Source organism: Catellatospora sichuanensis (assembly GCF_007483665.1).
Taxonomy (GTDB): domain Bacteria; phylum Actinomycetota; class Actinomycetes; order Mycobacteriales; family Micromonosporaceae; genus Catellatospora; species Catellatospora sichuanensis.
Map to the genome: position 1 here is coordinate 1 of NZ_ML660190.1, position 12,958 is coordinate 12,958.

General features: G+C 71.0%; 7 protein-coding genes and 1 pseudogene. 5 read left to right on the forward strand and 3 right to left on the reverse strand.

Features of this window, described 5'->3' with window-relative positions:
- Window positions 1–226 (reverse strand): annotated as a pseudogene (locus tag FLL47_RS11860) (hypothetical protein); the annotation flags it as partial.
- A gap of 698 nt (window positions 227–924) precedes the next feature.
- Between FLL47_RS11860 and FLL47_RS11865 the strand changes: the two are divergent.
- The 3 genes from FLL47_RS11865 to FLL47_RS11875 all read left to right on the forward strand — a co-directional run bounded on the left by FLL47_RS11865 (window position 925) and on the right by FLL47_RS11875 (window position 5,227).
- Complete coding sequence (locus tag FLL47_RS11865) at window positions 925–3,126, forward strand: discoidin domain-containing protein (protein ID WP_144120545.1); 2,202 nt, start codon at window positions 925–927, stop codon at window positions 3,124–3,126.
- 179 nt (window positions 3,127–3,305) lie between these two features.
- The gene (locus FLL47_RS11870) at window positions 3,306–4,508 is read left to right on the forward strand and encodes a DUF1996 domain-containing protein (RefSeq protein ID WP_246157823.1); all 1,203 of its coding nucleotides are present in this window, start codon (window positions 3,306–3,308) and stop codon (window positions 4,506–4,508) included.
- A 260-nt stretch (window positions 4,509–4,768) separates the two neighbouring features.
- A complete protein-coding gene (locus FLL47_RS11875) occupies window positions 4,769–5,227 on the forward strand; it encodes a DUF305 domain-containing protein (protein ID WP_186315680.1) in 459 nt (152 codons plus the stop codon).
- A 36-nt stretch (window positions 5,228–5,263) separates the two neighbouring features.
- On the opposite strand, the gene FLL47_RS11880 is transcribed toward FLL47_RS11875, so the two are convergent.
- Window positions 5,264–5,620 (reverse strand): SHOCT domain-containing protein, encoded by a 357-nt coding sequence (locus FLL47_RS11880; protein ID WP_144120548.1) that lies wholly within the window; start codon window positions 5,618–5,620, stop codon window positions 5,264–5,266.
- Window positions 5,621–5,729: 109 nt separating this feature from the next.
- On the reverse strand, window positions 5,730–6,782 hold the full coding sequence (locus FLL47_RS11885; protein ID WP_144120549.1) for a LacI family DNA-binding transcriptional regulator: 1,053 nt from the start codon (window positions 6,780–6,782) through the stop codon (window positions 5,730–5,732).
- Window positions 6,783–7,012: 230 nt separating this feature from the next.
- Here FLL47_RS11885 and FLL47_RS11890 point away from each other — a divergent pair, with 230 nt between their 5' ends.
- On the forward strand, window positions 7,013–7,528 hold the full coding sequence (locus tag FLL47_RS11890; protein WP_144120550.1) for a DUF2199 domain-containing protein: 516 nt from the start codon (window positions 7,013–7,015) through the stop codon (window positions 7,526–7,528).
- 432 nt (window positions 7,529–7,960) lie between these two features.
- Window positions 7,961–12,853 carry a diguanylate cyclase gene (locus FLL47_RS11895; protein ID WP_144120551.1) on the forward strand — a complete coding sequence of 1,631 codons (4,893 nt, stop codon included), beginning with the start codon at window positions 7,961–7,963 and terminating at the stop codon, window positions 12,851–12,853.
- Window positions 12,854–12,958 lie beyond the last annotated feature (105 nt).

The following is a 12,958-nucleotide window of genomic DNA, read 5'->3' on the forward strand; positions in this document are numbered from 1 at the left end:
CCACGATCTCCACATTCGGGTTCGCGGCCATGTACTCCTTGTACAAGTCCTTGTACCCGAACTCGCCGAACGTCGCGATCGTGAGCTTGACCTTCTCACCCGGCTTGCCCGGGTCGTCGCTGCCACCACACGCAGCGGTGCCCAGCACCAGCGCGGCGGCGAGCAGCGGAGCGGCCACGGCCGCGAGACGGCGCCGTTGGCCGGCGCCGGATAGTGCTGAACGCATCGGAGCTCCTCCAGGAACAGGTATAAGGCACGAGCACGAGCAAGAACCGCTGGTCACATACAGTTGATCATCCAGAGAGCGCTCCCTGGTTATGGCCTCTGAATTTCGTCTCATGCCGGGCGGCTGTCAAGATGCCGTTGCCGTCTCGTTACAAAGCGCAACCGCGAATCCGATCCCGACATGCCGCCCCGCCTGCGGGCGCACCTGCTCACCAACGCACCGGCAAGTGTCGTGAGCAGGCAGTCAAAACGCCGTATCGGTTGCCTGCCATCGATCGTGCCGATTTCTGGCCGACCGCCGTACCGACGACAACGCGCTCTAGCTGCCCGTCCTGACCGCACCGCGAAGTTTCGGGGACGTTAACGACAATCGCTGCGGCGGCCCGTCCAGTGACCACCATTGACATCCGAGCAGTCCTGGACGATTCTGCTCAGAGAGCGCTCCCCCACATTGTTTGTCCGACTTGACGCCCATTCGGGCGGCAGGTTGTTGCACGCGGCGACCCGCCGCTCATCACGGCGTCGCCATGCCGCGGGACCGGGCTCAGCCCCGACACACCGGTCCCGTCGGCGGGCGGCCGTCGCGTGCGTACCGGAAGCGCTGCCGCGGGTCATCGGATCCGCGATCGGCGGGAGCGCCTCCGGGCCTTCCGCGAGGAGCACGGCCCTCGCGGTCTCGAGCCATCCACAGGAGATGACATGAGATCCGTCCCGAACGCGGCAGCCCCGCCGCGCTCCGTCCCCACCTCCCGCAGGCGCTGGTACGCCGTTCTCGCCACCCTCGGCGCGGTGCTCGCCTCGTCCTACCTGGCCGTGGTCGCCGGCTCGGCCAACGCGGCCGACCCGCTGATCTCCCAGGGCAAGCCGGTCACCGCCTCGTCGCTCGAGAACGCCGTGTTCCCGGCCACCGCGGCGGTGGACGGCGACAACGGCACGCGCTGGTCGAGTGCGTCCTCCGACCCGCAGTGGATCCAGGTCGACCTGGGCGCCACGGCCACCATCAGCCAGGTCGTCCTGCGCTGGGAGGCGGCGTACGCCACCGCGTTCCAGATCCAGGTCTCGGCCACCGGCACCGGCGGCTGGACCAACATCTACAGCACCACCACCGGCACCGGCGGCGTGCAGACCCTCACGGTCAGCGGCTCCGGCCGCTACGTACGCATGAACGGCACGGCCCGCGCCACCATCCACGGCTACTCGCTCTGGGAGTTCCAGGTTTACGGCGTCATCGGCGGCGGTGGTGGCGGTGGCTGCGGCACGGCCAACGCCGCGCAGGGCCGCCCGGCCAGCTCCTCCTCGCAGGAGGGCGCGTTCGCCCCGGCCAACGCCTTCGACGGCAGCACCGGCACCCGCTGGTCGAGCGCGTTCAGCGACCCGCAGTGGATCCAGGTGGACCTGGGCAGCAGCCAGAACATCTGCGGCGTGACCCTGAACTGGGAGCCGGCGTACGCACGCGCGTTCCAGATCCAGGTCTCGAACTCCGCGACCGGCCCGTGGACGAACATCTACAGCACCACCACCGGCACCGGCGGCGTGCAGACGCTGACCGTCTCCGGCACCGGTCGTTACGTGCGGATGAACGGCACCGCGCGGGCCACCGCGTACGGCTACTCACTCTGGGAGTTCGCGGTGCGCACCGGCGGCACGCCGAGCAACCCGCCGTCCTCACCCCCGCCGGCGTCGCCGTCGGCCAGCCCGCCCACCTCGCCGTCGCCCAACCCGGGCGGGGACGTGCTGCTGTCGTACAACAAGCCCGGTTTCGCCTCGACCTCGCAGAACGACGGAGCGTGCTGGCAGTGCTTCCCGGCGCGGGCCTTCGACCTGGACCCGGCTTCGCGCTGGGCCACCTCCGCCTGGACCGACCCGGGCTGGATCTACGTCGACCTGGGCGCGACCGCCCAGATCAAGCGGGTCGTGCTGCAGTGGGACCCGGCGTACGCCACCTCCTACCAGCTCCAGACGTCGGCTGACGCCGCCAACTGGACGACCGTCTACAGCACCACCACCAGCACCGGCTTCAAGCAGAACATCACGGTCAACGGCACCGGCCGCTACGTGCGCATGTACGGCACGGCCCGGTCCAACGGCTACGGCTACTCGCTCTGGGAGTTCCAGGTCTACGGCACCGGCGGCGCCCCGACCACGCCCCCGGCGCAGCCGCCGAACCCGACCTTCCCGGCCACCAACCTGGTGTTCTCGGACGAGTTCAACGGCCCGGCGGGCAGCAAGCCGGACGCGTCCAAGTGGACCATCGACACCGGCACCGGCCAGAACAACGAGCTGCAGTACTACACGAACAACAACAACGCCAACATGAACGGCACCGGCGCGCTGGTGATGGAGGCCCGCCGTGAGGCGGTGGGCGGGATGCAGTACACCTCGCACCGCATGAACACGGGCAACAAGTTCCACTTCCAGTACGGCCGGGTCGAGGCCCGGGTCAAGGTGCCCAAGGGCAACGGCTTCTGGCCGGCGTTCTGGATGATGGGCGCCGACTTCCTGCCGCCCACGAGCCGCCCGTGGCCCTACAACGGCGAGATCGACATCATGGAGATCCTCGGCCGCGACACCACCCGCAGTTACACCACGCTGCACGCCCCCGCCTACAACGGCGGCGGCGGCTACGGACTGGAGAAGGTCTGGGGCATCGACCTCTCGGCCGACTTCCACGTCTACGCCGCGCAGTGGGACAGCAACGGCATCCGGTTCTTCGTCGACAGCACGGAGGTGTTCTACGCCAGCAAGGCGACCGTCGAGGCGACCCGCGGCCCGTGGGTCTACGACCACCCGCACTACATGATCCTGAACCTCGCCGTGGGCGGCGACTGGCCCGGCCCGCCGGACGCCGGCACCCCGTTCCCGGCGCAGGTACTGGTCGACTACGTCCGCGTCTACAAGTAAGCAGACCGCCGGCAGGGGGCCCCGCAGCCCCGCAGGGCCCCCTGCCCCCAACGGAAACCCGTCCGTCCCATTCCCGTAGGGAGCTCACCATGAATCGTCTCGCACCGATTCCTGGCCGCCGGCGGCTACGTGCCGCTGGGCTATTCGCCACCGTCACGGCCGTCCTCGCAACTTACCTGGTGGCGACCACCGGTGGTGCGGCCGCTGCCGAGATCTCGCTCTCACAGGGCAAGCCGGTCACGGTCTCCTCGACCGAGAACGGCGGCACGCCCGGCTCGGCAGCGGTCGACGGCAACGCCGGCACCCGCTGGTCCAGCGCTTTCGCCGACCCGCAATGGATCCGCATCGATCTCGGCAGCAGCCAGGCGGTCACCCGGATCTTCCTGGACTGGGAGGGCGCGTACGCGCGCAACTTCCAGCTGCAGAGCTCCGCCGACGGCAACAACTGGAGCACGTTCCACACCACGACCAACCACAACGGGGCAGACCAGTCCCTCACCGTCAACGTCAGCACCCGCTACGTCCGCCTGTACGCGACCGCGCGAGCCACCCAGTACGGTGTCTCGCTGTGGGAGTTCCAGGTGTTCGGCCAGTCCAGCGGTGGCGGCGGCGGTGGGGGCGGCCCGATCGTCCGGGTGTCGGAGTTCCTGGCCGACTGCCCGTTCACGCACCGCCTGCCGGACGACCCGATCGTCTTCCCGAACCTGCCCGGCGGGTCGCACATGCACGACTTCATGGGCAACACGTCCACCAACGCGTTCTCGACGTACACGAGCCTGGCCAACGCGGGCACGAACTGCAACCCGATCGAGGACCTGTCGTCGTACTGGGTGCCCACCATGTACGTCGACAACGTGGCGGTCGCCCCGACCGGCACGACCTTCTACTACCTGGGTGAGGGCGTGCGCGACGACATCATCGCGCAGATCCAGTCCCTGCCCCTCGGCCTGCGCATCGTCGCCGGCAACGCCCAGGCCACCAGCGGGGACCAGAGCATCGCCCGCTGGTCCTGCCTGCACCACAACGAGATCCCACCGGGCAAGGACTTCGTCAACTGCCCGGCCGGCTCGATGCTGGAGTCGTACCTGGACTTCCCGCAGTGCTGGGACGGCGTCAACCTCGACTCCGCCAACCACAAGAGCCACATGGCGTACCCCGTCGCGGGCGCCTGCCCGTCCTCGCACCCCGTCCCGGTCCCGAAGCTCCGCCAGGTGCTCCGCTACCCCGTGACGGGTGACCCCGCCCGGATCCGCCTGTCCTCAGGCCGCGGCTACACCATGCACGGCGACTTCTTCAACGCCTGGCCCGCCGCAGAAATGGACCGCCGTGTCCGCGACTGCATCCGTCCCATCATCAAGTGCGGCGCCAACGGTCGCCCCTGACCTGACCCGCCCCTGAAAACGACACCGGCCGGGACGGCCCCCCTCTCCCGTCCCGGCCGGTGCCACCCACCTTCCAGACGACGATCTTGCGCGGGCTGTGGGGACGACACACTCCAAACGGGCATAGCAGCAGCAGTTCGCGCAAGATCGCCGGGAGGTCCGCGATGAGATCAAGGGTGTTTGCGGGTGCGGTGGTGTTGATGCTCGCGGGGTGTGGTGGAGCGTCTCCGGGTCCGGTTGCGTCGGTTAGTCCGCCGGTGGTGGCCGAGGCGGGGGCGATCAGCACGGACGTCGCCTGGACGCAGCTGATGATCGCGCTGGATCAGCGCATGCTGGCGGCGCTGGAGCTGGCCCCGCAGCGCGCCGGGAGCAAGGACCTGAACGCGTTCGCGGCCGACGTGGCCCGGCGGCACGAGGCGGAGGTGGTCCGGCTGCGGGAGTTGCTGCAGACGACCGGCGCGCCGGAGACCAACCCGCACGAGGGCCACGACATGCCCGGCATGATCACCAAGGAGAACCTGTCGCTGCTGGCCACCAAGTCCGGCGCAGCGTTCGACACGATGCTGGCCGACAGCCTGCGCGCGCACTTCGAGCAGTGCCGCATGCTGGCCGGCTCCGAGCAGTCCGCCGGGGCCGACCCCGCGGTCAAGGCACTGGCCGCCGCCGTCGAGACCACCCGGCAAGCCGATCTGGACCGCCTCGCGACGCTGTCGGGGTAGCAGGACCGCCGCCCGGCCGGGCCGGGCCGCGTCTCATCACTGACAGGTCACGCTCGGGTGGTCGCAGATCCCGCTGGAGCCGAGCGGGCCGTCGTTCATCCCGCCGACCATCGAGCACCCCACGAACAGGATGAACATGGCGACGACGAGGGCGATGACCATGAAGATCACCCCGGTGACGCCCTGGAAGTTGACCGCCTTGTCGGCGACCCGGGTCACCGCCGGGTCGACCTCCTTGAGCAGGCTGATGTTCGGCACCACGACCTGGGGCGCGGGTGCGGCGGGCGGCGGAGCCTGCAGCAGCCGGTCCTTGGCGAGCTCGAACTCCTCCGCGGTGAGGGTGCCGGCGTCGCGGAGTTGCTGCAGTTTCTGCAGCTCATCGGCCAGACTCATGATTGCCTTCCAGGCTGGGGGGCGAAGTGCCGCCCATGCTAGGGCACACCCACCAGGCGCGGGGGGCACGTCCGCCCGCAGCCACCCGGCCCGCCGAGCGGCACCCGGCTCAGGCCGACTCGCGCTTCACCAGCCGCGGGTGGAAGATCACCGACCGCGGCTTGGGGTCGGCCTTGCCGATGCGGGCCAGCAGCAGCCGCGCCATCTCGGCCGCCATCTCCTCCAGCGGCTGGTGGATGGTGGTCAGCCGGGGGCGGCACTGCAGCGCGGCGATGCTGTTGTCGAAGCCCACCACCGCGACCTCCTCCGGCACCCGGCGGCCCAGGTCACGCAGTGCCTGCAGGGCGCCCTCGGCCATCAGGTCGTTGGCCACGAACAGGCCGTCGATCTCCGGGTGCGCCGCGAACAGCTCGCGCGCCGCCTGCTCGCCGCTGGCGCGGGTGAAGTTGCCCGCCGCCGACGGCACGTACGCATGCCCGTGTACGGCCAGTGCGGCCCGGAACCCGGCGAGGCGGTCCTGGCTCGACGGCATGTCCAGCGGACCGGAGATGGTGGCCAGGTGATGACGGCCGATGGCCAGCAGGTGTTCGGCCGCGAGCTTCGCGCCGACCTGCTGCTCGACGTCGACGTAGCTCATCGGCAGCGGCTTGCCGGGACGGGCCGACAGCACGGCCGGGATGCCCAGGTCGCACAGCTGCTGGGGCAGCGGATCCTCGTCGCTGCTGGAGATGAGCAGGACCCCGTCGACGTGTCCCTGGCGCAGGTAGCGCAGCACATGGTGGTGTGCCGGGGATTCCGCGGGCATGATCACCAGATGGATGCCCTCGGGCCGCAGCACCTCCAGCGCCCCGGCGGTGATCCGGCCCAGGAACGGGTCCGTGAATATCCGGTTGAGGAACGGCTCAGTCTGCTCGGTGCGATCGTCCGGTTCGGACACCACCAGGGCGACCGAGTCGGTGCGCCGGGTGACCAGCGAACGCGCCGCGAGGTTCGGCACGTAGCCGGTGGCGTCGATGGCGCGCTGAACCAGTTCACGCAACTCGGGATCGACGGTGGACACGCCGTTGATCACTCTGGAGACCGTGGAGCGCGAGACCCCCGCCCATTCGGCGACCTCTTCCAGCGTCGGGGATCGCTGGCCGTCAGGTCGACTGCTCGTCATGACGTCATTTATAGCAGGTATTCCAGGGAGCGCTCTCTCCAAGGTCGTTTGTAATTCCCTTGCAGGTCAAGGACGAAATGCATGGCATGCGCATTGGGCTGGGCTGAACCGGTTGACCTTGATCACCGTAAAGTGTTCGGTGGCAGCCATTTCGACGTTCTGACGGGAAACGCGGATCCGGCCGGGCCCCATGAAGGCCCATGCGCCACCGCACCGCCTAGAGTCGCCGAATGCGGAACATCACGGGTTACACCTGCGAATCGTGCGGCCGGCGACACGAGGACCTGCCGCTGTCGTACCGCACGGCGGCGCCGGCAACCTGGACGGACGCCCTGGACGACGACCCGAACAGCGAACTCACCCCGGACCTGTGCGTCATCTCGGGCCGGCACTTCTTCATCCAGGGCAACCTCGAAATCCCGATCCTCGGCAGCGACGAGGTCCTCGCCTGGGGCGTGTGGGTGTCACTGAGCCCGGCCAACTTCGCCCGCACCACCGACCTGTGGGACGAGCCGGGACGCGAAGCCGAGGCACCGCACTTCGGCTGGCTGTCCACCGAGCTGGCCGGCTACGGGGTGAGCACGCTGAACCTGAAGACGAACGTGCACACCCGACCCGTGGGCCACAAGCCCCATGTCGAGGTCGAGCCCACCGACCATCCGCTCGCCGTGGACCAGCGCACCGGCATCACCATGGCCCGCGTACAGCAGTTCGCCGAACTGCTGCTGCACGGCGGGCAGGGCTGACCCGCGCCGGTCAGGCGGTGCCCGGTCCGGCCACCGGGACGGTCATGGTGAGCATCGGGCCGTCGTACTCCACACCGGCGTCCCGGCCGGACCGTCGCCACCGGCCAGCCGCCGGATCGTGCGCAGGGCGGCCCGGTTCCCGGCCAGCACGTGCGCCTGCACGTGGGTGTAGCCCGCGTCGGCCCAGGTCCTGACGCATCTGCGCGCCACCCTGCCGGCCCGCGCTGACGACGCCGCGGACCGCCCACGCCAGACCTGACCGCGTGCCGGACGCGCCGTGACGGCGTGATGTGCCGCGCAAGCCGTCGGCCCCGCCGGGCAGGCGGGCCTCGCGATCGCGACAAAAGCTCTATTCTGGTACTCGAGGACAATTCAGGTTATCCGGCGACTTCTCGGCGGGGCTGGGGCGTTTGACTGATTCCGGGGCGGACGATGGGCATCAGCGGCGAGCATCCGGCAGGACGCCCGCCGGTCGACGCCGATCAGGTCGAGCTGCTGCACGACAGCGATCGGACGCGGGCGTACCGGCTGCATCTGCCCGGACACCGCACGGTCGTGGTCAAGCAGCCGCTCGGGCCTGACGCGCTCAAGCGGCTCAAGCACGAGACGGCGATCCTGCGCCGACTACGCGGGGCCCAGGGTGTCGTGCAGGTCGAGCCGACCCCCGTGATCGCGGATGCGCTGGTGCTCCAGGACGGGGGCGGCGCGACGATGGACCGCCGGCCGATGCCGCTGCCGCCGGGCGAGGCGCTCAGCGTCGCCGCGGGTCTCGCCGACGCCCTCGCCGCCGTGCACCGCCGGCACGTCGTACACCGCGACATCTGCCCCGGCAAGATCGTGCTGACCGCGGCCGGCGGCGTGCTGCTGATCGACTTCGAGCTGGCGTCCACGTTCGCCGAGATCAGGCCCGAGTTCGCGCACCACAACGAGATCGTGGGCACGCTGCCCTACCTCGCGCCCGAGCAGACCGGCCGCACCGGCCGCCCCGTCGACCAGCGCGCCGACCTCTACTCCCTCGGCGCGACCATGTACGAGATGGTCACCGGCGAGCCGCCGTTCGGCACCGGCGACCCGCTGCGGCTCAGCCACGCCCATCTGGCCCGGGTACCCGTGCCGCCGGCCGAGGTCGGCCCGGAGGTGCCCGCCGCGCTGTCCGACGTGATCATGCATCTGCTGGAGAAGGAGCCCGACAACCGCTACCAGACCGCCGAAGGCCTGGCGTACGACCTCGGCCTGCTGCGCGCCGCCGCGCCGGGCGAGACGGTGGCGCTGCGCGTCGGCGCGGGCGACGTGCCGCTGCGGCTGCTCCCCCAGTCCCGCATCATCGGCCGCGACCCGGAGATCCGGGCGCTGGGCGCGGCGTTCGCCGACGCGATGACCGGGCTCAGCCACGGCCTGCTGGTCAGCGGCCCGGCCGGGGTCGGCAAGACCTCGCTGGTCGACGAGCTCCGGCCCATCGCCTCCGGCAGCAGCGGCTGGTTCGTGTCCGGAAAGTTCGACCAGCACCGGCGCGACATCGAGTTCGACGGAGCCCGCCAGGCCATCCGCGCACTGGGGCGGCTGCTGCTGGCCGAGCCCGAGGAGGAGCTGGCCGACCTGCGGCAGCGGCTGCGCCACGTGCTGGGCCGCAACGCCGGGCTGCTGGCCGCGGTGCAACCGGAGTTCGCGCTGCTGATGGGCGTCGAGCCGGACCCGACCATCGGCGACGCGCTCTACGCCCAGGCCCGCATGCAGCGCATCGGTGTCGACGTGCTGACCACCGTCGCGTCGCCGAAACGTCCGATCGTCATGTTCGTCGACGACGTGCAGTGGGCCACTCGCACCACGCTCGGCTTCCTCGACATGCTGATCTCCGAGGGCCCGCCGGACGGGCTGCTGCTGGTGCTGGCGTACCGCGACGACGAGATCGACGCCACCCACCCGCTCACCGCCATCATCACGCGCTGGCGGCAGCAGGGCGTCGAGCCGCAGCGGATCGCGCTGGGCAACCTGCCCCCGGCGAGCACCGCCGAACTCGTCGGGGACCTGCTGCAACTCGACGCGACCGACGCCGAGGCGCTGGCCGAACCCGTCGCGCAGCGCACCCGGGGCAACCCGTACGACACGGTGGAACTGATCAACTCGTTGCGCCGCAGCAGTGTGCTGGTGCTCGGCGACGACGGCTGGACCTGGGACGCCGGCAACCTGTCCCGGCACCTGCGCCAGGCCAACGTCGTCGACCCGTGGACCACCCGGCTGCGCGGCCTGCCGACCCGCACCCGGTTGCTGGTCGAGATCATGGCCTGCCTCGGCGGCCGGGCGGACATGGACCTGCTGTCGATCGCCGACGGGCACCCCGGCGTCGAGACCGAGGACCTGCTCGCTCCCGCCCTCGACGAGGGCCTGCTGGTGCTGGAGCCCGGCGAGCCCGCCGACGCCGTCCGGTTCCGCCACGACCGCGTCAACCAGGCGATCCTCGACGGCCTCACCCCGTCCGCGAAGTCCGCCCTGCACCTCGGCCTGGCCCGCAGGCTGGCCCCGCACCCCGAGCACGCCGAGGTCGCCGCACACCAGTACTACGCCGTCGCCGAGCACGTGCACGACCCGGACGAGCGCCGACGGGTCAGCGCCCTGCTCGCCTACGCCGCCGAGCAGTCGCTGGTGGTGAGCAACCACGCCATGGCCGAGCGCTACCTGGCCGTCGCCGTCGACTTCGCCGACCCGGCCGACAAGGGCAACCTGATCACGCTGCAGACCCGGCGGCACGCCTCCCTCTACAGCCTGGGCCGGCTCGACGAGGCCGACGCCGTGTACGCGGCCATCGACCGGCTGTGCCACCACCCTGCCCTGCACGCGGATGCGACCCTGGTGCAGGTGAGCGGCCTGACCAATCAGGGCCGAGCCGCCGAGGCCGTCGCCCTGGGCCTGGAGATGCTGGGCCACCTCGGCTTCGCCGCGCCGCCGCCCGAACGGGTGGCGACCGAGATCGACGAAGGACTCGAACTGCTGCACCGCTGGCTCGACGGCGACACCGCCGACGACCTGCGCCGCCCCGAGGTGACCGAGCCGGAGCTGCTGGCCACCGCCGCACTGATCAACCGCATGATGGCCCCGGCGTTCTTCAGCAACCAGGACACCCTCGCCTGGCTCACCCTGCAGGCACTGCGCATGTGGGTGCTGCACGGTCCGGTCGCGACCCTGGTCGGGCCGGTCGCCCACCTCACCTTCGTCACCGTCGGCCGGTGCGCCGACTACCGCACCGGGCACCGGGCCCTGCTGCGGGTGATCGCCGTCGGCGAGGCCCGCGGTTACGAACCCGACACCTCACAGGCCCGCTTCCTGTATGCGCTGAGCACCGGCCACTGGTACGAACCGCTGGAGGACAACGTGCAGCAGGCGCAGCTGGCCCGCGAAGGCCTGCTGCACGGCGGCGACCTGCAGAAGGCCTGCCACACCTACTACGTCTCCGTGTACGAGCTGCTCGACTACGCCCCCACCCTGGACGGCTACCTCACCGAGGTCGACGCCGGGCTGGCGTTCGCCACCCGCACCGGCAACGACCAGTCCACGGACGTATACCTGCCCTACCGCAGGCTGGCCGGCATGCTGCGCGGCGAGCCCGCGGCGGCGGACAGCGGCGCGGACCCGCTACCCGAAGCGCTCGCGGGCAACCCGGTGGCCGTATCGAACGTGCACGTCACCAGGGCGCTGGCGGCGGCGCTGCTCGACGACATGCCCGCCCTGCACCGCCACATCGAAGCCGCCACCGCGCTGCTGCCGGTGAACCCGTCGACCTACCCCGTCGCCCAGGCCCGCCTGCTGCGCGGCCTCGACCTGGCCGAACAGGCCCGAACCGGACCGGCGAAGCAGCGCGCCGCGCGGCTGGCCGAGCTCGACGAGGCGGTGGCCTGGTTCGCCGCGCGGGCCGCGGACGCCCCGGTCAACTTCTCCCACACCCTGCTGCTGCTGCAGGCCGAACGCGCGTGGGCCGGCGACGACTTCCAGACCGCCGCGCAGTCCTACGACGCCGCCCAGCACGAGGTCGCCGGCCGGGGGCGGCCCTGGCACCGGGCCCTGGCCCTGGAACGCGCCGCCCGGTTCTACCTGGCTCACGGCATGCAGGTGGCCGGGACCAGCATCCTGAACTCGGCCCGGCACGCGTACCACACCTGGGGTGCGGCTGCGAAGGTCGCCCAGCTCGACCGCATCCACCCGAGCGCACCGTGGCTGTCCGGCCTGCGGCCGCCGACCAGCGGGCAGGTTCCGGACGCGAGCCCGCAGGCCCCGCTGCTGTCGGGCACCATCGACCTGCTCGCGATCCTCGCCGCCTCCCAGGCGCTGAGCTCCCAGACCACCTTCGACGGCGTACGCGCCCGCGTCGTCGACGTGCTCAGCGAGATGACCGGCGCGACCGCCGTGCACCTGCTGCTGTGGGACGACGACCGGCAGCGCTGGACACTGCCCACGTCACCGCCGAACGGCGAGCGGCCCACCGTGCCCGCCTCGGTGATCCGCTACGTCGAGCGCACCCGCGAACCGCTCGTCGTCGGCGATGCCACCCGCGACGACCGGTTCTCCCGCGACCCCTACTTCGGTGAGCTCGGCTGCTGCTCGCTGCTGGTCGTGCCGATCGTCAACCGGGGCACGTGGCAGGCGCTGCTGGTGCTGGAGAACCACCTCATCCGGGAGGCGTTCTCCGCCGAGCGCCTCGACGCGGTCCGGCTGGTCGCCGGGCAGCTCGCGGTGTCGCTGGACAACGCCTCGGTGTACGCCTCGCTGGAACGCAAGGTCTCCCAGCGCACCGAGGAACTGACCGCCGCCAACCGGCGGCTCGAGCTGCTCAGCACCACCGACGCGCTCACCGCGCTGGCCAACCGGCGGCGGCTGGAGGAGATCCTGCACAGCGAGTGGGAGTCCGCCCAGCGCACCGGCCGGCCGCTGGCCCTGGCGATGGTCGACATCGACCACTTCAAGCTCTACAACGACCATTACGGCCACCCCGCGGGCGACGAGTGCCTGCAGCGCGTCGCCGCGGTGCTGACCCGCAATCTGCGCGACGGAGACCTGGTCGCCCGGTACGGCGGCGAGGAGTTCGCGGTGGTCATGCCCGGACTGGACACCGAGGCCGCCCGCCGCACCGCCGAGCGCCTGCGCCTGGCGGTCTCCGGCCTCGCCGAGCCGCACGTGCTCGCGCGCTCGGGCATCGTCACGGTCAGCATCGGCGTGGCCGCGATGATGCCGCGCCCGGACCGCGACCCCGACGACCTGGTCGGTCTCGCCGACGTCGAGCTCTACCGCGCCAAGCGCAACGGCCGCGACCAGGTCCGCGCCGCCGTCGTCGGCTGACCGCCCGGCGCCACTTGATCGCCCGACTTGCCTGGCACGTGTGCGTATCTTGGGGCGCCATACACCCATCTGCCTGGCAAGTCGGGCGATCTTGGGAGGCCGGGC